The following is a 21,637-nucleotide window of genomic DNA, read 5'->3' as shown; positions in this document are numbered from 1 at the left end:
GGAGGACACTAGAAAATGGCATTTAAAGACAATGCAGTTGAATTAGAAGAACGCGTAGTTGCTGTCAACCGTGTTACAAAAGTTGTTAAAGGTGGACGTCGTCTTCGTTTCGCAGCTCTTGTTGTTGTTGGTGACCACAACGGTCGCGTAGGATTTGGTACTGGTAAAGCTCAAGAAGTTCCAGAAGCAATCCGCAAAGCAGTAGAAGATGCTAAGAAAAACTTGATTGAAGTTCCTATGGTTGGAACAACAATCCCACACGAAGTTCTTTCAGAATTCGGTGGAGCTAAAGTATTGTTGAAACCTGCTGTAGAAGGTTCTGGGGTTGCCGCTGGTGGTGCAGTTCGTGCCGTTGTGGAATTGGCAGGTGTGGCAGATATTACATCTAAATCACTTGGTTCTAACACTCCAATCAACATTGTTCGCGCAACTGTTGAAGGTTTGAAACAATTGAAACGCGCTGAAGAAGTTGCTGCCCTTCGTGGTATTTCAGTTTCTGATTTGGCATAAGAAAGGGGATAAAATGGCTCAAATTAAAATTACTTTGACTAAGTCTCCAATCGGACGCATTCCATCGCAACGTAAAACTGTTGTAGCACTTGGACTTGGCAAATTGAACAGCTCTGTTATTAAAGAAGACAACGCTGCTATCCGTGGTATGATTACTGCAGTATCTCACTTGGTAACAGTTGAAGAAGTAAACTAATGAATTTTTAGGGGATGTGGCAATACTCATCCCCTAAAACTAGGTATAGTCATCTTAGATGACCATGTATAGGCGAGTTGATAAGGGAGACAACCTTTTCTCTCTTATCGGCGCTAGCATTTTACAAAAGAGGAGAAAATAATAATGAAACTTCATGAATTGAAACCTGCAGAAGGTTCTCGTAAAGTACGTAACCGTGTTGGTCGTGGTACTTCATCAGGTAACGGTAAAACATCTGGTCGCGGTCAAAAAGGTCAAAAAGCTCGTAGCGGTGGCGGAGTTCGCCTTGGTTTTGAAGGTGGACAAACTCCATTGTTCCGTCGTCTTCCAAAACGTGGATTCACTAACATCAACGCTAAAGAATACGCAATTGTAAACCTTGACCAATTGAACGTCTTTGAAGACGGTGCAGAAGTAACTCCAGTTGTACTTATCGAAGCAGGAATTGTGAAAGCTGAAAAATCAGGAGTTAAAATTCTTGGTAACGGTGAGTTGACTAAGAAATTGACTGTGAAAGCAGCTAAATTCTCTAAATCAGCTGAGGAAGCTATCACTGCTAAAGGTGGTTCTGTAGAAGTCATCTAAGAGAGGTGACCCATGTTTTTTAAATTACTAAAAGAAGCGCTCAAGGTTAAACAAGTTCGATCAAAAATTCTCTTTACAATTTTTATCATTCTTGTTTTCCGTATTGGGACAAGTATTACAGTTCCAGGTGTGAATGCGAAAAGTTTAGAAGCTCTCAGTGGTTTATCTTTCTTGAACATGCTTAGTCTTGTTTCAGGGAATGCCATGAAGAACTTCTCCGTTTTTGCACTCGGAGTAAGTCCGTATATCACTGCTTCAATCGTTGTTCAATTGCTACAAATGGATATTTTACCGAAGTTTGTAGAATGGGGCAAACAAGGGGAAGTAGGACGGAGAAAACTAAACCAAGCTACTCGTTATATTGCACTTGTGCTTGCATTTGTTCAATCTATCGGGATTACAGCAGGATTTAACACTCTTTCTGGAGCAAAATTATTAACGACAGCTTTAACACCACAAGTCTTTGTTACTATCGGTATTATCCTCACAGCAGGTAGTATGATTGTAACTTGGCTCGGGGAACAAATTACAGATAAGGGATACGGAAACGGTGTTTCTATGATCATCTTTGCAGGTATTGTCGCTTCAATCCCTGAGATGATTAAAGGAATCTATGTTGACTACTTCGTCAATATTCCAAGTAGCCGTTTGACTTCATCTATTATCTTTGTCGTTATTTTGATTATCGCTGTCTTGTTGATTGTATACTTTACAACCTTTGTTCAACAGGCAGAATATAAAATTCCAATCCAATATACAAAAGTTGCTCAAGGAGCCCCATCAAGCTCATACCTTCCTTTGAAGGTAAACCCAGCGGGGGTTATCCCAGTTATCTTTGCAAGTTCCATCACAGCAGCACCTGCAGCCATTCTTCAATTTTTGAGTGCTACAGGTCATGATTGGGCTTGGGTACGTACAGCACAGGAAATGTTATCTACAACATCTCCAACAGGTGTTGCCATGTATGCCTTGTTGATCATTCTCTTTACATTCTTCTATACATTTGTACAGATCAATCCAGAGAAAGCAGCAGAAAACTTGCAAAAGAGTGGAGCCTACATTCATGGTGTCCGTCCTGGTAAGGGTACTGAAGAATTCATGTCGAAACTTCTTCGTCGCCTTGCGACTGTCGGATCAATCTTCCTTGGTGTGATTTCAATCTTGCCGATTGTGGCAAAAGATGTCTTTGGTCTTTCAGAAGCTGTTGCTTTTGGGGGAACTAGTCTTTTGATCATTATCTCAACTGGTATCGAAGGAATCAAACAGCTAGAAGGTTACCTATTGAAACGTAAGTATGTTGGTTTCATGGACAAAACAGAATAAAAGCAAGATTACTTTTGCTTAGAGAGTGGAGTATGAAGGTCTATCTATCAGAGAGATTTTCGTCTCCCCTCTTCTATTTTGTTTTTAAATAGGGGTTGAAACGAATTTCTGCTTCTATTTAAATACAAAATAAGGAGATCCTATCATGAATCTTTTGATTATGGGCTTACCTGGAGCAGGTAAGGGAACGCAAGCAGCTAAAATTGTGGAGCAATTCCACGTGGCACACATTTCAACTGGAGATATGTTCCGTGCTGCTATGGCTAATCAAACTGAAATGGGTGTACTTGCCAAGTCATATATTGACAAAGGTGAGTTGGTTCCGGATGAAGTTACAAATGGAATTGTTAAAGAACGCCTTTCTCAGGACGACATCAAAGAAACAGGTTTCTTGTTGGATGGTTACCCACGTACGATTGAACAAGCTCATGCCTTGGACAAAACATTGGCGGAACTTGGTATCGAACTAGAAGGCGTGATCAATATCGAAGTGAACCCAGATTGTCTCTTGGAACGTTTGAGTGGTCGTATCATCCACCGCGAAACAGGTGAAACCTTCCACAAAGTTTTCAACCCACCAGTTGACTATAAAGAGGAAGATTATTACCAACGTGAAGATGATAAACCTGAGACAGTGAAGCGTCGTTTGGATGTGAATATCGCCCAAGGTGAACCAATCATTGCTCACTACCGTGCCAAAGGATTGGTCCACGATATCGAAGGAAATCAAGATATCAATGATGTGTTCAAAGACATCGAAAAAGTATTGACAAATTTGAAATAAAGCGTTTTTCACACTTGCAAAAAATCGCTACAAATGTTATACTGAGATAGTCTGACTTATAATTGTTGTCTCTGTTTTCAGAGGCATCGAATCGAAATTTATGGAGGTGCTTTTGCGTGGCAAAAGACGATGTGATTGAAGTTGAAGGCAAAGTAGTCGATACAATGCCTAACGCAATGTTTACGGTTGAACTTGAAAATGGACATCAGATTTTAGCAACAGTTTCTGGTAAAATTCGTAAAAACTATATTCGTATTTTAGCGGGAGATCGTGTTACTGTCGAGATGAGTCCATATGACTTGACACGTGGACGTATCACTTACCGCTTTAAATAATCGAAAAACTTGGAGGGATAAGAAATGAAAGTAAGACCATCGGTCAAACCAATTTGCGAATACTGTAAAGTAATTCGTCGTAATGGTCGTGTTATGGTAATTTGCCCAGCAAATCCAAAACACAAACAACGTCAAGGATAAGATAGAAAGGAGAAAAAATGGCTCGTATTGCTGGAGTTGACATTCCAAATGACAAACGCGTAGTAATCTCATTGACTTACGTTTATGGTATCGGACTTGCAACATCTAAGAAAATTTTGGCTGCTGCTGGAATCTCAGAAGATGTTCGTGTACGTGACCTTACATCAGATCAAGAGGATGCTATCCGTCGTGAAGTGGATGCAATCAAAGTTGAAGGTGACCTTCGTCGTGAAGTAAACTTGAACATCAAACGTTTGATGGAAATCGGTTCTTACCGTGGTATTCGTCACCGTCGTGGACTTCCTGTCCGTGGACAAAACACTAAAAACAACGCTCGCACTCGTAAAGGTAAAGCTGTTGCGATCGCTGGTAAGAAAAAATAATATAGGAGGTAAAAGTCTTGGCTAAACCAACACGTAAACGTCGTGTGAAAAAGAATATCGAATCTGGTATTGCTCATATTCACGCTACATTTAATAACACTATTGTTATGATTACTGATGTGCATGGTAATGCAATTGCTTGGTCATCAGCTGGTGCTCTTGGTTTCAAAGGTTCTCGTAAATCTACACCATTCGCTGCTCAAATGGCTTCTGAAGCTGCTGCTAAATCTGCACAAGAACACGGTCTTAAATCAGTTGAAGTTACTGTAAAAGGTCCAGGTTCTGGTCGTGAGTCAGCTATTCGTGCGCTTGCTGCCGCTGGTCTTGAAGTAACAGCAATTCGTGATGTGACTCCAGTGCCACACAATGGTGCTCGTCCTCCAAAACGTCGCCGTGTATAATCATCGCATTACACTGCTTTTCGTTTAAGAGGGAGTAACTAAATGATTGAGTTTGAAAAACCAAATATAACAAAAATTGATGAAAATAAAGATTATGGCAAGTTTGTAATCGAACCACTTGAACGTGGCTACGGTACAACTCTTGGTAACTCTCTTCGTCGTGTACTACTAGCTTCTCTACCAGGAGCAGCAGTGACATCTATCAACATTGAAGGTGTCTTGCATGAGTTCGACACAGTTCCAGGTGTTCGTGAAGACGTGATGCAAATCATTCTGAACATTAAAGGGATTGCAGTGAAATCATACGTTGAAGACGAAAAAATCATTGAACTTGACGTTGAAGGTCCTGCTGAAATTACAGCTGGAGACATTTTGACTGACAGTGATGTTGAGATTGTAAATCCAGATCATTATCTCTTTACAATCGGTGAAGGTTCTTCTCTAAAAGCGACAATGACTGTTAACAGTGGTCGTGGATATGTACCTGCTGATGAAAACAAAAAAGATAATGCACCAGTTGGAACACTTGCTGTAGATTCTATTTATACACCAGTTACAAAAGTCAACTATCAAGTTGAACCTGCTCGTGTAGGTAGCAATGATGGATTTGACAAATTAACCCTTGAAATCTTGACTAATGGAACAATTATTCCAGAAGATGCTTTAGGGCTTTCAGCACGTATCTTGACAGAACATCTTGATTTGTTTACAAATCTTACTGAGATTGCTAAGTCAACTGAAGTGATGAAAGAAGCTGATACTGAATCTGACGATCGTATTTTGGATCGTACGATTGAGGAACTGGACTTGTCTGTGCGTTCATACAACTGTTTGAAACGTGCCGGTATCAACACTGTGCATGATTTGACAGAAAAATCTGAAGCAGAGATGATGAAAGTACGAAATCTTGGACGCAAGAGTTTGGAAGAAGTGAAACTCAAACTCATTGACTTGGGTCTTGGATTAAAAGATAAATAAAGGAGGAATACATGGCTTACCGTAAACTAGGACGCACTAGCTCACAACGTAAAGCAATGCTTCGCGATTTGACAACTGACCTTTTGATCAACGAATCAATCGTGACAACTGAAGCTCGTGCTAAAGAAATCCGTAAAACTGTTGAAAAAATGATTACTCTAGGTAAACGTGGTGATTTGCATGCACGTCGTCAAGCAGCTGCTTTCGTACGTAATGAAATCGCATCTGAAAACTATGATGAAGCAACTGATAAGTACACTTCTACTACAGCACTTCAAAAATTGTTCTCAGAAATCGCACCTCGTTATGCTGAACGTAACGGTGGATACACTCGTATCCTTAAAACTGAACCACGTCGTGGTGATGCTGCGCCAATGGCGATCATCGAATTAGTATAAAATCATCAATTTTGTTGAGTGTTATGATGATGGAGTCTTGTGCTCTTAGTCTAGCTCTGGTCTACCGCTGGGACTTCGGTCCTAGCGGGAACACTCATCATCATTTGATAGGGTAGACGCTTGTTTACGAAATTGTTTTTTTCTTAAGAACAATTTCGTAAGCAGGCGTTTTTTAGTATTTTCTATGGAAATATGCTATACTAGGAAAAAAGAAAATCAAAAACGTTCAGGTTTTCTAAAAATCGTAGAAATGGGGTATAAGGATGAAGGCTATTATTACAGTGGTTGGTAAGGACAAGGCTGGGATCGTTGCAGGCGTGTCTACTAAGATTGCAGAGTTGGGTTTGAATATTGACGATATTTCTCAGACGGTGTTGGATGAATATTTTACTATGATGGCGGTCGTTTCTAGTGACGAAAAACAGGATTTCACTTATCTACGAAATGAGTTTGAAACTTTCGGTCAGACCTTGAATGTCAAAATCAATATTCAAAGTGCGGCGATTTTTGACGCTATGTATAATATCTAGGAGGTGGCTATGGATATTAGACAAGTTACAGAAACCATTGCCATGATCGAGGAGCAGAACTTCGATATCAGAACCATCACCATGGGGATTTCCCTTTTGGACTGTATTGATCCAGATATCAATCATGCTGCTGAAAAGATTTACCAAAAAATTACCACTAAAGCTGCAAATCTAGTGGCTGTAGGAGATGAAATTGCTGCAGAACTTGGGATTCCTATTGTTAATAAACGGGTATCGGTGACTCCGATTTCTTTAATTGGTGCTGCGACTGATGCGACAGACTATGTTGTTTTGGCAAAGGCTCTTGATAAGGCTGCCAAGGAGATTGGTGTTGACTTTATTGGTGGATTCTCTGCCTTGGTACAAAAAGGCTACCAAAAAGGAGATGAGATTCTCGTCAATTCTATCCCACGCGCTCTAGCTGAGACCGACAAGGTTTGTTCGTCTGTTAACATTGGCTCAACTAAGTCAGGCATCAACATGACTGCAGTTGCAGATATGGGACGTATCATCAAGGAAACAGCGAACTTATCAGATATGGGTGCGGCCAAGTTGGTCGTATTTGCTAATGCTGTTGAGGACAATCCTTTTATGGCAGGGGCCTTTCATGGTGTTGGCGAAGCAGATGTTATCATCAATGTCGGGGTTTCGGGTCCTGGTGTGGTCAAGCGTGCCTTGGAAAAGGTTCGTGGACAGAGCTTTGATGTAGTAGCGGAAACAGTCAAGAAAACGGCCTTCAAGATTACTCGTATCGGTCAGCTGGTTGGACAAATGGCGAGTGAACGCCTTGGTGTTGACTTTGGAATTGTCGATCTAAGCTTGGCGCCAACTCCTGCAGTTGGTGATTCTGTGGCACGTGTCCTTGAGGAAATGGGCCTAGAAACAGTTGGTACGCATGGGACGACGGCTGCCCTCGCTCTTTTGAATGACCAAGTTAAGAAGGGCGGAGTGATGGCTTGTAACCAAGTCGGTGGCTTGTCAGGTGCTTTTATCCCCGTTTCTGAAGATGAGGGGATGATTGGTGCGGTACAAGATGGCTCTCTGAATTTAGAGAAACTAGAAGCCATGACGGCTATCTGTTCTGTTGGGCTGGATATGATTGCCATTCCGGAAGATACGCCTGCTGGAACCATTGCAGCTATGATTGCGGATGAGGCGGCAATTGGTGTCATTAACATGAAAACAACGGCCGTCCGTATTATTCCAAAGGGCAAAGAAGGCGATATGATTGAGTTTGGAGGCTTGCTAGGGACAGCTCCAGTGATGAAGGTCAACGGGGCTTCGTCTGTTGATTTCATCTCTCGCGGTGGGCAAATCCCAGCTCCAATCCATAGTTTTAAAAATTAATAAAAAAGCGAGAGGATTTAAGTTGAGTTTAAGGATGACTGTGTATACTATAATCATTAAATAAAGACCTCCTAACTTTATTTAATAGAAATCCTAAACTTTTTCATAATAATCTCCTAGGGAAGCTACCATGAGGGTAGCTTTTCTTTTGGATAATTTACAAATGTTGGCTTTGCTTTTGAAAGCCGAATATTTCTTTGATCCATGATATAATAGAAGAAAATGGAGGATAGAAAATGTCTAAAGTAAGATTGTATTTGGTCCGTCATGGGAAAACGATGTTTAACACCATTGGACGTGCTCAAGGATGGAGTGATACACCTCTGACTGCAGAAGGTGAGTTGGGAATCCATGAACTGGGAATTGGCTTGAGAGAGTCTGGCTTGCAGTTTGACCGCGCTTATTCCAGTGATTCAGGTCGCACTATTCAAACCATGGGAATTATCCTAGAAGAACTTGGCCTGCAGGGGAAAATCCCTTACCGCATGGACAAGCGAATCCGTGAGTGGTGCTTTGGTAGTTTTGATGGGGCCTATGATGGGGACCTCTTTATGGGGTTGATTCCTCGTATTTTTAATGTGGACCATGTTCATCAGTTGTCCTATGCAGAACTAGCAGAAGGTTTGGTAGAGGTTGATACTGCTGGTTGGGCAGAAGGCTGGGAAAAACTCAGTGGTCGAATCAAAGAAGGTTTTGAAACGATTGCCAAAGAAATGGAAGAACAAGGTGGGGGCAATGCTCTCGTCGTCAGCCATGGAATGACCATTGGGACTATTGTGTATCTGATCAATGGTATGCATCCACATGGTCTAGATAATGGTAGCGTGACGATTCTTGAATATGAGGATGGCCAGTTTAGTGTAGAAGTTGTTGGCGACCGTAGCTATCGAGAACTGGGACGTGAGAAGATGGAAGAGACAAATAATCAATAGAAGTTAGCTCCGATTAGGAGCTAACTTTTTTTCCTGTTAAATAAGTTGGATTTGCGACCCAGTATTTCTTGTTATCCAAGTCTAAAAGAACATTTCTCGTCTTTCAAATTCCCTCAAAAATGGTATAATAGTAACATCACAAAATTGGAGAGAGACCATGAGTTTTTACAATCATAAAGAAATTGAGCCTAAGTGGCAGGGCTACTGGGCAGAACATCATACATTTAAGACAGGAACAGATGCATCAAAACCGAAGTTTTATGCTCTCGACATGTTCCCATATCCTTCAGGAGCTGGATTGCACGTAGGACACCCAGAAGGCTACACAGCGACTGATATCCTTAGCCGTTACAAACGTGCGCAAGGCTACAATGTCCTTCACCCAATGGGTTGGGATGCCTTTGGTTTGCCTGCAGAGCAATACGCTATGGATACGGGGAATGACCCGGCAGAATTTACAGCGGAAAACATTGCCAACTTCAAACGTCAAATCAATGCGCTTGGATTCTCTTACGACTGGGATCGTGAAGTCAACACAACAGATCCAAACTACTACAAATGGACTCAGTGGATCTTCACCAAGCTTTACGAAAAAGGTTTAGCTTATGAAGCGGAAGTGCCAGTAAACTGGGTTGAGGAATTGGGGACGGCCATTGCCAACGAAGAAGTCCTTCCTGACGGAACTTCTGAGCGTGGAGGCTATCCAGTTGTCCGCAAACCGATGCGTCAATGGATGCTTAAAATCACGGCCTATGCGGAGCGTTTGCTTAATGACTTGGATGATCTTGACTGGCCAGAGTCTATCAAGGACATGCAACGCAACTGGATTGGTAAATCAACTGGTGCTAATGTAACTTTCAAAGTGAAAGGGACTGACAAGGAATTTACCGTCTTTACGACACGTCCAGATACCCTTTTCGGTGCGACTTTCACTGTATTGGCGCCTGAGCATGATTTGGTAGATGCTATCGTCAGTCCAGAACAAGCTGAAGCCGTAGCAGACTACAAACACCAAGCTAGCCTCAAGTCAGACTTGGCTCGTACCGACCTTGCTAAGGAAAAAACAGGGGTTTGGACGGGTGCTTATGCCATCAACCCTGTCAATGGCAAGGAAATTCCAATCTGGATCGCTGACTATGTTCTTGCTAGTTATGGAACAGGTGCTGTCATGGCTGTGCCTGCCCATGACCAACGTGACTGGGAATTTGCCAAACAATTTGACCTTCCAATCGTAGAAGTGCTTGAAGGTGGAAACGTTGAAGAAGCTGCCTACACAGAAGACGGTCTTCACGTCAACTCTGATTTCCTAGATGGACTGAACAAAGAAGAAGCGATTGCTAAAATTGTAGCTTGGTTGGAAGAAAAAGGTTGTGGTCAAGAGAAGGTTACCTACCGTCTCCGCGACTGGCTCTTTAGCCGTCAACGTTATTGGGGTGAACCAATCCCAATCATTCATTGGGAAGATGGGACTTCAACAGCAGTTCCTGAAAATGAATTGCCACTTGTCTTGCCAGTCACCAAGGATATCCGTCCTTCAGGTACTGGGGAAAGCCCATTGGCTAACTTGACCGACTGGCTTGAAGTGACGCGTGAAGATGGTGTCAAAGGTCGTCGCGAAACCAATACGATGCCACAATGGGCTGGTTCAAGCTGGTACTACCTCCGCTATATTGACCCACACAATACTGAAAAATTGGCTGATGAGGACCTTCTCAAACAATGGTTGCCAGTAGATATCTATGTGGGTGGTGCAGAGCATGCCGTTCTTCACCTGCTTTACGCTCGTTTCTGGCATAAATTCCTCTATGACCTTGGTGTTGTTCCTACGAAAGAGCCGTTCCAAAAACTCTTTAACCAAGGAATGATTTTGGGAACCAGTTACCGTGACCACCGTGGTGCTCTTGTGGCAACTGATAAGGTTGAAAAACGTGACGGTTCCTTCTTCCATGTGGAAACAGGAGAAGAGTTGGAACAAGCGCCAGCCAAGATGTCTAAATCTCTCAAGAACGTTGTCAACCCGGACGATGTTGTGGAGCAATACGGTGCCGATACCCTTCGTGTCTATGAAATGTTTATGGGACCACTCGATGCTTCGATTGCTTGGTCAGAAGAAGGTCTGGAAGGAAGCCGTAAGTTCCTTGACCGTGTTTACCGTTTGATTACAAGTAAAGAAATTGTTGCGGAAAATAATGGTGCTCTTGACAAGGTTTATAACGAAACCGTTAAATCTGTTACTGAGCAAATCGAATCCATGAAATTCAACACAGCCATTGCCCAACTTATGGTCTTTGTCAACGCAGCTAACAAGGAAGACAAGCTTTATGTGGACTATGCCAAAGGCTTTATCCAATTAATCGCCCCATTTGCGCCTCACTTGGCAGAAGAACTCTGGCAAACAGTGGCAGCAACAGGTGAATCCATCTCTTACGTAGCTTGGCCAACATGGGATGAAAGTAAATTGGTTGAAGACGAAATCGAAATCGTCGTCCAAATTAAAGGAAAAGTTCGTGCCAAACTCATGGTCGCTAAAGACCTCTCACGCGAAGAATTGCAAGAAATCGCTCTGGCTGATGAAAAAGTCAAAGTAGAGATTGATGGCAAGGAAATCGTGAAAGTGATTGCGGTACCGAATAAATTGGTTAATATTGTTGTGAAATAAGATAGGAATCCTTCAGAGTAGAATCTGGAGGATTTTTTGAATGTTTTCATGAAAGTATGATATACTATGTGCAACTATAAAGTTTGAAAAGTAAAACAAGGAGAAAACAATGCCAGTAAATGAATATGGTCAGATGATTGGTGAGTCAATGGAAGGTTATACATCTGGTGAATTGCCTGCTATTGATTTCTTAGAAGGGCGTTATGCTCGGATAGAGGCTCTTTCAGTGGAAAAGCATGCGGAGGATTTGCTAACTGTTTATGGTCCAGATACACCTCGGGAGATGTGGACCTACCTCTTTCAGGAACCAGTGGCAGATATGGAGGAACTGGTTACCGTCTTAAATCAGATGTTAGCTCGTAAGGACCGTTTTTACTATGCGATTATAGACAAGGTGACTGGTAAGGCCTTGGGGACTTTTTCTCTTATGCGCATTGATCAGAATAACCGAGTAATAGAAGTGGGAGCTGTCACTTTTTCTCCAGAACTAAGGGGAACACGGATAGGGACAGAGGCTCAATATCTCCTAGCTCGCTATGTTTTTGAGGAGCTCAACTATCGTCGCTATGAGTGGAAATGCGATGCTCTAAATCTCCCATCCAGACGAGCCGCGGAGCGTTTGGGCTTTGTTTATGAAGGAACCTTCCGTCAGGCAGTCGTTTATAAGGGACGTACACGGGATACGGATTGGCTCTCTATGATTGATAAGGACTGGCCTCAAGTTAAAGCTCGTTTGGAAGCATGGCTGACTCCTGAAAATTTTGATAAAAATGGACGGCAGTACAAGAGCTTGAGAGAACTTTAAGAGGTGTTGACATGATCACTATTAAAAAGCAAGAAATTGTCAAGTTAGAGGATGTTTTGCATCTCTATCAGGCAGTTGGATGGACAAATTATACACATCAACCTCAGATGTTGGAGAAGGCCTTATCTCACTCATTAGCAATTTATCTAGCACTTGATGGCGATGCCGTGGTGGGCTTGGTCCGTTTAGTCGGAGATGGTTTTTCATCGATTTTTGTCCAGGATTTGATCGTTTTGCCTAGCTATCAGCGCCAAGGGATTGGCAGTGCCTTAATGAAAGAGGCCTTAGGTGACTTCAAAGATGCCTATCAAGTCCAACTAGTGACCGATCAGACAGAAAAAACCTTGGGATTCTATCGTTCTCTGGGATTTGAAACCTTATCTACTTATGATTGTACAGGAATGATTTGGGTGGATCGAAAAAGATAAAAAAATATTTTTTCTTAAGTAAAATTTAAGTCTCCTTGTGTATTATATAGTTATTAAATAAAGACCTCCTAATACTCTTCGAAAATCTCATCAACCTTCGTTAGAGTCGACTTAGCTAACTATCGTTATGCTTGCGCCTATCTGCCTAGTCTGATTTCGATTTTCATTGAGTACCCTTTATTTAATGAAATCCCAAACTTTTCTTTTTCATCATAATCTCCTAAATAAGTCACCCAATCAGGTGGCTTTTTTATGACTTGGAGAGGAAAAATCCATTCGAAAAAAATTTTTAAAAAAATGATAAATCAGGAGAAAAGTTAAGTTAGTTTTAAGATTCATCTTGTATCATATAACCATTAAATAAAGACCTCCTAACTTTATTTAATGAAATCCTAAACTTTTCTTTTTCATAATAATCTCCCTAAAGAGGCCACCCAATCAGGTGGCTTTTTTGTTTGTGGCTTGGATTTTTGATATAATAGAGCCATGAGTAGAATTTTAGATAATGAAATCATGGGGGATGAGGAGTTAGTCGAACGTACGCTCCGTCCTCAGTATTTACGTGAATATATCGGTCAGGATAAGGTCAAGGACCAGCTGCAAATCTTTATCGAGGCTGCCAAAATGCGGGATGAGGCACTGGACCATGTTCTTTTATTTGGTCCTCCAGGTCTCGGGAAAACAACCATGGCCTTTGTTATTGCCAATGAACTGGGAGTCAATCTCAAGCAAACATCTGGTCCTGTCATTGAAAAAGCGGGGGATCTGGTAGCGATTTTGAATGATTTGGAACCTGGAGACGTTCTCTTTATTGACGAGATTCATCGCTTGCCCATGTCGGTGGAAGAGGTGCTTTATAGTGCCATGGAAGACTTCTACATTGATATCATGATTGGTGCTGGTGAAGGCAGTCGCAGTGTTCATTTGGACTTGCCACCTTTTACCTTGATTGGTGCAACGACCCGTGCGGGTATGCTTTCTAATCCTTTGAGAGCACGTTTCGGGATTACAGGCCATATGGAATACTATGCCCACACTGACTTGACGGAAATTGTTGAACGAACGGCAGATATTTTTGAGATGGAAATCACTCATGAGGCAGCTTCGGAGTTGGCCTTACGCAGTCGAGGAACTCCTCGTATCGCCAATCGTCTCCTCAAGCGCGTGCGCGACTTTGCCCAGATTATGGGGGATGGCTTGATTGATGATGTGATTACGGATAAGGCTTTGACCATGCTGGATGTAGACCGTGAAGGTTTGGACTATGTAGACCAAAAAATCCTTCGTACCATGATTGAGATGTACGGTGGTGGTCCTGTCGGTTTAGGAACTCTTTCTGTTAATATTGCCGAGGAGCGTGAGACAGTCGAAGATATGTACGAACCTTACCTGATTCAGAAAGGTTTCATCATGCGAACTCGTTCTGGACGGGTGGCGACAGCTAAGGCATATGAGCATTTAGGGTATGAATACAATGAAAAATGAACAAGAAATTCTAGATGCTTTCAGAGAAAATCCAGATATGATGACCATTCTGACCATCATTCGTGATCTTGATCTGAAAGACTCGTGGTTGGCAGCAGGTTCTGTCAGGAATTTCATCTGGAATCTATTGTCAGACAAATCGCCTTTTGATCATGAAACGGACGTGGATGTGATTTTCTTTGATCCAGATGTTTCTTATGAGGAAACAGTGTCCCTAGAGAAAAAACTGAGAGAGGATTTTCCTCAGTATCAGTGGGAGTTGAAAAATCAGGTCTATATGCATCTGCACAGTCCCCACACTGTGCCTTACACGAGTTCTCGTGATGCCATGAGTAAGTATCCAGAACGATGTACGGCGATAGGACTCCGCTTGCATGCCAACGCAACTTTAGAGCTCTTTGCGCCCTATGGTCTAGAGGATATTTTAAAGTTTCAAGTTTCCCCGACTACTCATTTTTTAGAGAATGAGGACCGAATGAAGCTCTATCAAGAACGCTTGTCCAAGAAAAATTGGCAAGAAAAATGGAAAAATCTAACTTTCTCAAAAAACTTAAGAAAAATTTAAGTTAGGGACGGTATACTAGGTTCATAAGTTAAGAGGAACTTAACTTAAACTCCTAAAACTTTTTCATAATAATCTCCCTATAAAAATAAGTCGCCCAATCAGGCGGCTTATTTTTTGTCTGTACGGAGAGCTAATAACTTAGCAATAGAAGAAAATAGGGAAATATGGTATAATGAAACGATAGATTTTTGAATAGGAATAAGAACATGTTTGGATTTTTTAAGAAAGATAAAGCTGTAGAAGTCGAGGTTCCAACACAGGTTCCTGCTCATATTGGCATCATCATGGATGGGAATGGTCGTTGGGCTAAAAAACGGATGCAACCACGGGTTTTTGGTCATAAGGCGGGGATGGAAGCCCTCCAAAAGGTGACCAAGGCAGCTAACAAGATGGGAGTTAAGGTCATCACGGTTTATGCCTTTTCAACGGAAAATTGGACACGCCCAGATCAAGAAGTCAAGTTTATCATGAACTTGCCAGTCGAATTTTATGATAACTACGTCCCTGAATTGCACGCAAATAACGTTAAGATTCAGATGATTGGGGAGACAGATCGTTTGCCTAAGCCGACTTTTGAAGCTTTGAAAAAAGCAGAGGAGTTGACTAAGAACAATACGGGCTTGATTCTCAATTTTGCGCTCAACTATGGTGGTCGTGCTGAAATTACGCAGGCTCTTAAGGGCTTGGCTCAAGATGTTCTAGATGCTAAAATCAACCCTGGTGACATCACAGAAGATATGATTGGGGACTATCTTTTCACGCAACACCTGCCAAAGGATTTGCGGGATCCTGATTTGATTATCCGTACGAGTGGTGAGTTGCGTTTAAGTAATTTCTTGCCATGGCAAGCAGCCTATAGTGAGCTTTACTTTACGGATACCTTGTGGCCTGATTTTGATGAAGCCGCCTTGCAGGAAGCTATTGCTGCTTTTAACCATCGCAATCGCCGTTTTGGAGGAGTTTAGGAGAAGATATGACCAAGGATTTACAAAAGAGAACATTGTTTGCGATATTGGCCCTGGCGATTTTCCTTCCAGTCTTGTTTGCGGGTGGGCTCTTGTTGCAGATAGGGATTGGCTTGTTAGCGATGCTAGGCGTCCATGAACTCTTGCACATGAAGGGACTAAAGACTATGACCATTGAGGGTGCTTTGACTCTCTTTGCGACCTTCGCTCTCACAGTTCCTTTAGAAAATTACCTAACTTTTTTGCCTGTTGATGGGAATGTGGTTGCCTACAGTGTTTTGATTACCATAATGCTAGGGACGACCGTTTTCAGTAAGAACTATACGATTGAAGATGCCGCTTTCCCAATTGCTGTGAGCTTTTATGTTGGTTTTGGCTTCAATGCCTTACTAGATGCTCGGGTGGCAGGTTTTGACAAGGTACTTTTGGCCCTTTTTATCGTTTGGGCGACAGATAGCGCAGCCTACCTGACAGGGATGAATTTTGGTAAACATAAGTTGGCTCCGAGAGTTTCTCCCAATAAGAGCATTGAGGGCTTTATCGGAGGTATTCTAGGTGCGGTATTGGTAACAGCAATCTTTATGCTTGTAGACAGTACAGTTGCTCTCCCTTATGGGATGTACAGAATGAGCCTCTTTGCCGTCTTCTTCAGTGTGGCAGGTCAGTTTGGTGACTTGATTGAGAGTGCCATGAAACGCCATTTCGGTGTTAAGGATTCTGGAAAATTTATCCCTGGACATGGCGGTGTGTTGGATCGCTTTGACAGCATGCTGATTGTGTTTCCAATGATGCACTTATTTGGCCTGTTTTAAAGAAAGGAATATTGAATGATTGGATTGCTAACCTTTATCCTCGTTTTTGGGATTATTGTGGTGGTGCATGAGTTTGGACATTTTTATTTTGCCAAGAAATCGGGCATTCTAGTTCGTGAATTTGCCATTGGTATGGGGCCCAAGATTTTTTCCCATATCGGTAAGGATGGCACTGCTTATACCATTCGAATCCTTCCTCTAGGAGGCTACGTTCGTATGGCAGGCTGGGGTGATGATGCGACAGAAATCAAGACAGGAACTCCAGTTAGTTTAACACTTGCTGATGATGGTAAGGTCAAACGGATCAACCTCTCAGGGAAGAAACTGGATCAAACGGCTCTTCCTATGCAGGTAACCCAGTTTGACTTTGAAGACAAGCTCTTTATCAAGGGTTTGGTCTTGGAAGAAGAAAAGACTTTTACAGTGGATCATGATGCAACGGTTGTTGAAGAAGACGGAACCGAAGTGCGCATCGCTCCTTTGGATGTACAGTACCAAAATGCTTCTATCTGGGGTAAGCTCATCACCAACTTTGCAGGTCCCATGAATAACTTTATCTTAGGTGTTGTTGTTTTTTGGATCTTGATCTTTTTGCAGGGCGGTGTTAGAGATACTCAGACCAATCTCTTTCATGTCATGCCAGAAGGAGCTTTGGCTAAGGTAGGCGTAGCTGAGACCGCTCAAATTACCAAGGTCGGCTCGCATGAGGTTAAGAATTGGCAAGACTTGACCCAGGCTGTGGAAGCAGATACCAAGGACAAGACTGCCCCGACCTTGGATGTGACCATTTCTGAAAATGGTAGCGAAAAACAAGTTACTGTGACTCCAGAAGAGAATCAAGGACGCTATATTCTCGGGGTTCAACCGGGGGTCAAGTCAGACCTCTTATCCATGTTTGTTGGTGGATTTACAACCGCTGCTGACTCAGGGCTCCGTATCCTTTCAGCTCTGAAAAACTTAATTTTCCATCCAGATTTGAACAAACTCGGTGGTCCCGTGGCCATTTTTAAGGCAAGTAGCGATGCTGCAAAAAATGGAATTGAGAATGTCCTCTACTTCCTAGCTATGATTTCCATCAATATCGGGATTTTTAACTTGATTCCGATTCCGGCTTTGGATGGTGGAAAGATTGTGCTCAATATCCTAGAGGCTATCCGCCGGAAACCCCTTAAACAAGAAATTGAAACCTATGTCACCATGGCTGGTGTAGTTATGATGGTTGTCTTGATGCTAGCTGTGACCTGGAATGACATTATGCGACTCTTCTTTTAGATAATCGAGGAATATTATGAAACAAAGTAAAATGCTAATCCCAACGCTTCGCGAAATGCCAAGCGATGCTCAAGTTATCAGCCACGCCCTTATGTTGCGTGCTGGTTATGTTCGTCAAGTTTCTGCCGGTGTATATTCTTACCTACCACTCGCTAACCGTGTGATTGAAAAGGCTAAGAATATCATGCGCCAAGAGTTTGATAAGATTGGTGCGGTGGAGATGTTGGCTCCTGCCCTTCTCAGTGCTGATCTTTGGCGTGAATCAGGTCGTTATGAAACCTATGGTGAAGACCTTTATAAACTGAAAAACCGTGAAAAGTCAGACTTTATCTTAGGTCCGACACACGAAGAAACTTTTACAGCTATTGTTCGTGATTCTGTCAAGTCTTACAAGCAATTGCCACTCAACCTTTACCAAATCCAACCGAAATACCGTGATGAAAAACGTCCACGTAACGGACTTCTCCGTACGCGTGAATTTATCATGAAGGACGGCTATAGTTTCCATGCTAATTACGATAGTTTGGATGTGACTTATGACGAGTACAAAGCGGCCTATGAACGAATTTTCATTCGTAGTGGCTTGGACTTCAAGGCTATAATCGGTGATGGTGGCGCCATGGGTGGTAAGGATAGCCAAGAATTTATGGCCATCACACCAGCCCGTACAGACCTTGACCGCTGGGTTGTCTTGGACAAGTCAGTTGCCTCATTTGATGAAATTCCTGCAGAAGTGCAAGAAGAAATCAAGGCAGAATTGCTCAAATGGATGGTTTCTGGTGAAGACACCATCGCCTACTCAACTGAGTCTAGCTATGCAGCTAACTTAGAAATGGCAACAAACGAGTACAAACCAAGCAACCGTGTCGTTGCGGAAGAAGAAGTGATTCGAGTGGAAACTCCAGGTGTTAAATCCATCGATGAAGTTGCAGCCTTCCTTAATGTGCCAGAAGAGCAAACGATTAAAACTCTCTTCTACATGGCAGATGGAGAACTTGTTGTAGCCCTTCTAGTTGGAAATGACCAACTCAATGAAGTTAAGTTGAAGAACCACTTGGGTGCAGATTTCTTTGATGTTGCGAGCGAGGAAGAAGTCGCAAGTGTAGTCCCAGCAGGATTTGGTTCGCTTGGACCAGTTGGTTTGCCAGAAAATGTGAAAATCATTGCAGACCGTAAGGTGCAAGATGTTCGTAATGCTGTTGTGGGGGCTAACGAAGATGGCTACCACTTGACGGGTGTGAACCCAGGTCGTGACTTTACTGCAGAATATGTGGATATCCGTGAAGTTCGTGAGGGTGAAATTTCACCAGACGGGCAAGGCGTTCTTAACTTCGCGCGTGGTATCGAAATTGGTCACATCTTTAAACTGGGAACTCGTTACTCAGCAAGTATGGGTGCAGATGTTTTGGATGAAAATGGTCGTGCTGTGCCAATCATCATGGGTTGTTACGGTATCGGTGTTAGCCGTCTCCTTTCTGCGGTTATGGAGCAACACGCCCGCCTCTTTGTTAACAAAACGCCAAAAGGTGAATACCGTTACGCTTGGGGAGTTAACTTCCCTAAAGAATTGGCACCATTTGATGTGCATTTGATTACTGTCAATGTTAAAGATGAAGAAGCGCAAGCCTTAACAGAAAAACTTGAAGCAAGCTTGATGGGAGCTGGTTACGAAGTCTTGACAGACGACCGTAACGAACGTGTCGGGGTTAAATTTAGCGATAGCGACTTGATTGGGTTGCCAATCCGTATCACTGTCGGGAAAAAAGCAGCTGATGGCATCGTAGAAGTTAAGATTAAGGCGACTGGTGACACCATCGAAGTTCACGCAGACAACTTGCTTGAAACGCTTGAAATCCTAAGCAAGAAATAAAAACTATAATCAGAAGAAAAACAAGGCAAAAATGTAACTAGTTTTTACCTTGTTTTTTCTATATAATGGGAAAAATGAATAAACGAAGAGGTAAAGCTATGCTAAAATTTCCAAAGGATTTTGTCTGGGGTTCCTCCACTTCTGGACCACAGACAGAAGGTCGTGTACCTGGTGACGGCAAGGGAGACAATCTCTGGGATTATTGGTTCCAAGTAGAGCCAAATCGTTACTACAATGGAATTGGACCTGATAAAACATCGACTTTTTACGAAAACTGGGAAAAGGATATTGAGCTTTTGGTAGAGACTGGGCATACAGCCTTCCGAACTTCTATCCAGTGGTCTCGTATTTTCCCACAGGGCCGTGAAGAGGTCAATCCGCAAGGGGTGGCTTTCTACCGTCAGGTCTTTGAAGCCATTAAGGCCAAGGGAATTCGTCTCTTAGTTAATCTCTATCACTTCGACCTGCCTTTTGCCCTCCAAGAAGACGGCGATGGTTGGGAAAATAAGGCAACTGTCAAGGCTTATGAAGACTATGCTCGTTTTTGTTTTGAGACATACGGTGACTTGGTGGACCAATGGATTACCTTTAACGAGCCCATCGTTCCCGTAGAGTTTGGCTATTTTTACGATGCCCACTATCCTCACAAGGTAGATGCCAAAGCAGCAGTTAAGGTTGCCTATCATACGCAACTGGCTAGTAGTCTTGCGGTTAAGGCCTGTCATGAAGTTTTGCCTGATTCCAAGATTGGGATTGTCCTCAACTTGACACCAGCCTATCCACGTAGCCAGCATCCCGCAGATGTCAAGGCTGCTCGCATTGCGGATCTCTTCCAAGCCCAATCTTTCCTAGATCCGTCTGTCTTGGGAGCTTATCCAGAAGAATTGGTGGAAATTTTAGCTGAGCATGATTTACTACCAGATTCTACAGCAGAAGAGTTGGAACTGATTCGTCAGCATACAGTGGACTTTCTTGGAGTCAATTACTACCAGCCTTTGCGTGTCATGGCTCCGCGTTTTGCCAAACATCCTGACAGTCCCCTCTTACCAGAACATTTCTATGAGCCTTACGTCATGCCAGGCCGTAAAATTAACCCACACCGTGGTTGGGAAATCTATGAGCAGGGGATTTATGATATTGCCCAAAATATCAAGGAAAATTATGGTAATATTGAGTGGATGCTGACAGAGAATGGCATGGGGGTTGAAGGGGAAGAAAAATTCCGTGAGAATGGCATGATTCAGGACGACTATCGTATTGACTTTGTAAAAGGTCATCTGCGTGAACTTCACCGTGCCATTGAAGACGGAGCCAATTGTAAGGGTTACTTAATCTGGACCTTTATTGATTGCTGGTCATGGCTCAATAGCTATAAAAACCGCTATGGTTTGGTTGAACTTGACTTGGAAACACAGGAACGTCGTCTAAAAAAATCAGGCCATTGGTTCAAGGAACTCAGCGACCATAATGGATTTTAAGAATAAAAAGAGTGAGATGGTGTTCATCTCACTTTTTATTACAATATCATCACCAAGGTCCCAATCGTAATCAGGATACAGCCAATAATTGTTTTAAACGTCAGGACATCCTGTAGGAAGAAAAAGGCTAGAACGAGGGTAATGACGAGACTGAATTTATCGACAGCAGATACCTCAGTCGCATTGCCCATCTGCAAGGCCTTGTAGTAGCAGAGCCAGGAGGCGCCAGTGGCTAAGCCTGATAAGATGAGAAAGAGCCAACTTTTTTTACTGATGTTGACAATTTCGGTCTGACTATTGGTCAAGAAAACCATAGCCCAGGCCATAAGAATGACGACGACTGTACGAATAGCAGTTGCTAGATTGGATGGAACTCCTTCAATCCCAATCTTGGCTAAAATTGACGTTAAGGCTGCAAAGATAGCTGATAAAAGTGCGAAGAAAAACCACATGGC

General features: G+C 42.7%; 25 protein-coding genes. 24 read left to right on the top strand and 1 reads right to left on the bottom strand.

Annotation, left to right across the window (positions count from 1 at the left end; genetic code table 11):
* Window positions 1-15: 15 nt before the first annotated feature.
* The 24 genes from rpsE to O3655_RS04815 all read left to right on the top strand — a co-directional run bounded on the left by rpsE (window position 16) and on the right by O3655_RS04815 (window position 21,182).
* The gene (gene rpsE, locus O3655_RS04930) at window positions 16-510 is read left to right on the top strand and encodes a 30S ribosomal protein S5 (protein WP_000874204.1); all 495 of its coding nucleotides are present in this window, start codon (window positions 16-18) and stop codon (window positions 508-510) included.
* A 13-nt stretch (window positions 511-523) separates the two neighbouring features.
* Window positions 524-706 carry a 50S ribosomal protein L30 gene (gene rpmD, locus O3655_RS04925; RefSeq protein ID WP_000057241.1) on the top strand — a complete coding sequence of 61 codons (183 nt, stop codon included), beginning with the start codon at window positions 524-526 and terminating at the stop codon, window positions 704-706.
* A 144-nt stretch (window positions 707-850) separates the two neighbouring features.
* Entirely contained in the window at window positions 851-1,291 is a 441-nt protein-coding gene (rplO, locus tag O3655_RS04920; RefSeq protein WP_000766089.1) for a 50S ribosomal protein L15, read from the top strand.
* A gap of 12 nt (window positions 1,292-1,303) precedes the next feature.
* Window positions 1,304-2,614, top strand: a complete 1,311-nt coding sequence (secY, locus tag O3655_RS04915; RefSeq protein ID WP_000465385.1) for a preprotein translocase subunit SecY — start codon at window positions 1,304-1,306, stop codon at window positions 2,612-2,614.
* A 145-nt stretch (window positions 2,615-2,759) separates the two neighbouring features.
* Complete coding sequence (locus tag O3655_RS04910; RefSeq protein ID WP_001050433.1) at window positions 2,760-3,398, top strand: adenylate kinase; 639 nt, start codon at window positions 2,760-2,762, stop codon at window positions 3,396-3,398.
* A gap of 116 nt (window positions 3,399-3,514) precedes the next feature.
* On the top strand, window positions 3,515-3,733 hold the full coding sequence (infA, locus tag O3655_RS04905; RefSeq protein ID WP_001029883.1) for a translation initiation factor IF-1: 219 nt from the start codon (window positions 3,515-3,517) through the stop codon (window positions 3,731-3,733).
* Between the two features lie 24 nt (window positions 3,734-3,757).
* On the top strand, window positions 3,758-3,874 hold the full coding sequence (gene rpmJ / locus O3655_RS04900; RefSeq protein WP_001808836.1) for a 50S ribosomal protein L36: 117 nt from the start codon (window positions 3,758-3,760) through the stop codon (window positions 3,872-3,874).
* A gap of 17 nt (window positions 3,875-3,891) precedes the next feature.
* Complete coding sequence (gene rpsM, locus O3655_RS04895) at window positions 3,892-4,257, top strand: 30S ribosomal protein S13 (RefSeq protein WP_000090781.1); 366 nt, start codon at window positions 3,892-3,894, stop codon at window positions 4,255-4,257.
* A gap of 17 nt (window positions 4,258-4,274) precedes the next feature.
* Entirely contained in the window at window positions 4,275-4,658 is a 384-nt protein-coding gene (rpsK, locus tag O3655_RS04890) for a 30S ribosomal protein S11 (RefSeq protein WP_001118385.1), read from the top strand.
* Window positions 4,659-4,700: 42 nt separating this feature from the next.
* Window positions 4,701-5,636: a DNA-directed RNA polymerase subunit alpha gene (locus O3655_RS04885; protein ID WP_007520800.1), complete on the top strand. Its 936-nt coding sequence runs from the start codon at window positions 4,701-4,703 to the stop codon at window positions 5,634-5,636.
* A gap of 11 nt (window positions 5,637-5,647) precedes the next feature.
* A complete protein-coding gene (rplQ, locus tag O3655_RS04880; RefSeq protein WP_000331493.1) occupies window positions 5,648-6,034 on the top strand; it encodes a 50S ribosomal protein L17 in 387 nt (128 codons plus the stop codon).
* A gap of 263 nt (window positions 6,035-6,297) precedes the next feature.
* On the top strand, window positions 6,298-6,564 hold the full coding sequence (locus O3655_RS04875) for an ACT domain-containing protein (RefSeq protein ID WP_000644111.1): 267 nt from the start codon (window positions 6,298-6,300) through the stop codon (window positions 6,562-6,564).
* 9 nt (window positions 6,565-6,573) lie between these two features.
* Window positions 6,574-7,911 (top strand): PFL family protein, encoded by a 1,338-nt coding sequence (locus tag O3655_RS04870; protein WP_308697363.1) that lies wholly within the window; start codon window positions 6,574-6,576, stop codon window positions 7,909-7,911.
* A 236-nt stretch (window positions 7,912-8,147) separates the two neighbouring features.
* Complete coding sequence (locus O3655_RS04865; RefSeq protein WP_076984285.1) at window positions 8,148-8,843, top strand: histidine phosphatase family protein; 696 nt, start codon at window positions 8,148-8,150, stop codon at window positions 8,841-8,843.
* A gap of 157 nt (window positions 8,844-9,000) precedes the next feature.
* Complete coding sequence (gene leuS, locus O3655_RS04860; protein ID WP_371641200.1) at window positions 9,001-11,502, top strand: leucine--tRNA ligase; 2,502 nt, start codon at window positions 9,001-9,003, stop codon at window positions 11,500-11,502.
* Window positions 11,503-11,611: 109 nt separating this feature from the next.
* Entirely contained in the window at window positions 11,612-12,307 is a 696-nt protein-coding gene (locus O3655_RS04855) for a GNAT family protein (RefSeq protein ID WP_308697361.1), read from the top strand.
* A gap of 11 nt (window positions 12,308-12,318) precedes the next feature.
* Window positions 12,319-12,735, top strand: a complete 417-nt coding sequence (locus O3655_RS04850; RefSeq protein ID WP_308697360.1) for a GNAT family N-acetyltransferase — start codon at window positions 12,319-12,321, stop codon at window positions 12,733-12,735.
* 486 nt (window positions 12,736-13,221) lie between these two features.
* Window positions 13,222-14,220 (top strand): Holliday junction branch migration DNA helicase RuvB, encoded by a 999-nt coding sequence (ruvB, locus tag O3655_RS04845; RefSeq protein ID WP_308697359.1) that lies wholly within the window; start codon window positions 13,222-13,224, stop codon window positions 14,218-14,220.
* A complete protein-coding gene (locus O3655_RS04840; RefSeq protein WP_308697358.1) occupies window positions 14,201-14,785 on the top strand; it encodes a nucleotidyltransferase family protein in 585 nt (194 codons plus the stop codon). Before ruvB ends, O3655_RS04840 begins: the two co-directional genes overlap by 20 nt.
* 206 nt (window positions 14,786-14,991) lie before the next feature.
* Entirely contained in the window at window positions 14,992-15,750 is a 759-nt protein-coding gene (locus O3655_RS04835; protein WP_000466705.1) for an isoprenyl transferase, read from the top strand.
* An 8-nt stretch (window positions 15,751-15,758) separates the two neighbouring features.
* Complete coding sequence (locus O3655_RS04830; RefSeq protein WP_308697357.1) at window positions 15,759-16,562, top strand: phosphatidate cytidylyltransferase; 804 nt, start codon at window positions 15,759-15,761, stop codon at window positions 16,560-16,562.
* Window positions 16,563-16,577: 15 nt separating this feature from the next.
* Window positions 16,578-17,834 carry an RIP metalloprotease RseP gene (gene rseP, locus O3655_RS04825; protein WP_125440771.1) on the top strand — a complete coding sequence of 419 codons (1,257 nt, stop codon included), beginning with the start codon at window positions 16,578-16,580 and terminating at the stop codon, window positions 17,832-17,834.
* A gap of 16 nt (window positions 17,835-17,850) precedes the next feature.
* Window positions 17,851-19,704, top strand: coding sequence for a proline--tRNA ligase (locus O3655_RS04820; protein WP_308697356.1), 1,854 nt, complete (start codon window positions 17,851-17,853; stop codon window positions 19,702-19,704).
* 98 nt (window positions 19,705-19,802) lie between these two features.
* Window positions 19,803-21,182 carry a glycoside hydrolase family 1 protein gene (locus O3655_RS04815; RefSeq protein WP_308697355.1) on the top strand — a complete coding sequence of 460 codons (1,380 nt, stop codon included), beginning with the start codon at window positions 19,803-19,805 and terminating at the stop codon, window positions 21,180-21,182.
* Between the two features lie 38 nt (window positions 21,183-21,220).
* On the opposite strand, the gene O3655_RS04810 is transcribed toward O3655_RS04815, so the two are convergent.
* Complete coding sequence (locus O3655_RS04810; protein WP_000264204.1) at window positions 21,221-21,634, bottom strand: EamA family transporter; 414 nt, start codon at window positions 21,632-21,634, stop codon at window positions 21,221-21,223.
* Between the last annotated feature and the right edge of the window lie 3 nt (window positions 21,635-21,637).

This window comes from Streptococcus sp. 27098_8_70, assembly GCF_041432215.1.
GTDB classification, from domain to species: Bacteria; Bacillota; Bacilli; order Lactobacillales; family Streptococcaceae; genus Streptococcus; species Streptococcus oralis_CP.
Note: the sequence above shows the minus strand (reverse complement) of the source record. Positions and strands in the feature narration are given on the sequence as shown.

Excerpts from the sequence above, each read along its gene's own strand:
- O3655_RS04850 (WP_308697360.1), top strand. The coding sequence starts at position 12,319 with ATGATCACTATTAAAAAGCAAGAAATTGTCAAGTTAGAGGATGTTTTG.
- secY (WP_000465385.1), top strand. The coding sequence starts at position 1,304 with ATGTTTTTTAAATTACTAAAAGAAGCGCTCAAGGTTAAACAAGTTCGA.
- rpmJ (WP_001808836.1), top strand. The coding sequence starts at position 3,758 with ATGAAAGTAAGACCATCGGTCAAACCAATTTGCGAATACTGTAAAGTA.
- ruvB (WP_308697359.1), top strand. The coding sequence starts at position 13,222 with ATGAGTAGAATTTTAGATAATGAAATCATGGGGGATGAGGAGTTAGTC.
- O3655_RS04815 (WP_308697355.1), top strand. The coding sequence starts at position 19,803 with ATGCTAAAATTTCCAAAGGATTTTGTCTGGGGTTCCTCCACTTCTGGA.
- O3655_RS04910 (WP_001050433.1), top strand. The coding sequence starts at position 2,760 with ATGAATCTTTTGATTATGGGCTTACCTGGAGCAGGTAAGGGAACGCAA.
- leuS (WP_371641200.1), top strand. The coding sequence starts at position 9,001 with ATGAGTTTTTACAATCATAAAGAAATTGAGCCTAAGTGGCAGGGCTAC.
- O3655_RS04855 (WP_308697361.1), top strand. The coding sequence starts at position 11,612 with ATGCCAGTAAATGAATATGGTCAGATGATTGGTGAGTCAATGGAAGGT.
- O3655_RS04875 (WP_000644111.1), top strand. The coding sequence starts at position 6,298 with ATGAAGGCTATTATTACAGTGGTTGGTAAGGACAAGGCTGGGATCGTT.
- O3655_RS04810 (WP_000264204.1), bottom strand. The coding sequence starts at position 21,634 with ATGTGGTTTTTCTTCGCACTTTTATCAGCTATCTTTGCAGCCTTAACG.
- rseP (WP_125440771.1), top strand. The coding sequence starts at position 16,578 with ATGATTGGATTGCTAACCTTTATCCTCGTTTTTGGGATTATTGTGGTG.
- rpsE (WP_000874204.1), top strand. The coding sequence starts at position 16 with ATGGCATTTAAAGACAATGCAGTTGAATTAGAAGAACGCGTAGTTGCT.
- rpmD (WP_000057241.1), top strand. The coding sequence starts at position 524 with ATGGCTCAAATTAAAATTACTTTGACTAAGTCTCCAATCGGACGCATT.
- O3655_RS04870 (WP_308697363.1), top strand. The coding sequence starts at position 6,574 with ATGGATATTAGACAAGTTACAGAAACCATTGCCATGATCGAGGAGCAG.
- rplO (WP_000766089.1), top strand. The coding sequence starts at position 851 with ATGAAACTTCATGAATTGAAACCTGCAGAAGGTTCTCGTAAAGTACGT.
- rpsM (WP_000090781.1), top strand. The coding sequence starts at position 3,892 with ATGGCTCGTATTGCTGGAGTTGACATTCCAAATGACAAACGCGTAGTA.
- O3655_RS04840 (WP_308697358.1), top strand. The coding sequence starts at position 14,201 with ATGAATACAATGAAAAATGAACAAGAAATTCTAGATGCTTTCAGAGAA.
- O3655_RS04885 (WP_007520800.1), top strand. The coding sequence starts at position 4,701 with ATGATTGAGTTTGAAAAACCAAATATAACAAAAATTGATGAAAATAAA.
- rplQ (WP_000331493.1), top strand. The coding sequence starts at position 5,648 with ATGGCTTACCGTAAACTAGGACGCACTAGCTCACAACGTAAAGCAATG.
- O3655_RS04835 (WP_000466705.1), top strand. The coding sequence starts at position 14,992 with ATGTTTGGATTTTTTAAGAAAGATAAAGCTGTAGAAGTCGAGGTTCCA.
- O3655_RS04830 (WP_308697357.1), top strand. The coding sequence starts at position 15,759 with ATGACCAAGGATTTACAAAAGAGAACATTGTTTGCGATATTGGCCCTG.
- O3655_RS04820 (WP_308697356.1), top strand. The coding sequence starts at position 17,851 with ATGAAACAAAGTAAAATGCTAATCCCAACGCTTCGCGAAATGCCAAGC.
- O3655_RS04865 (WP_076984285.1), top strand. The coding sequence starts at position 8,148 with ATGTCTAAAGTAAGATTGTATTTGGTCCGTCATGGGAAAACGATGTTT.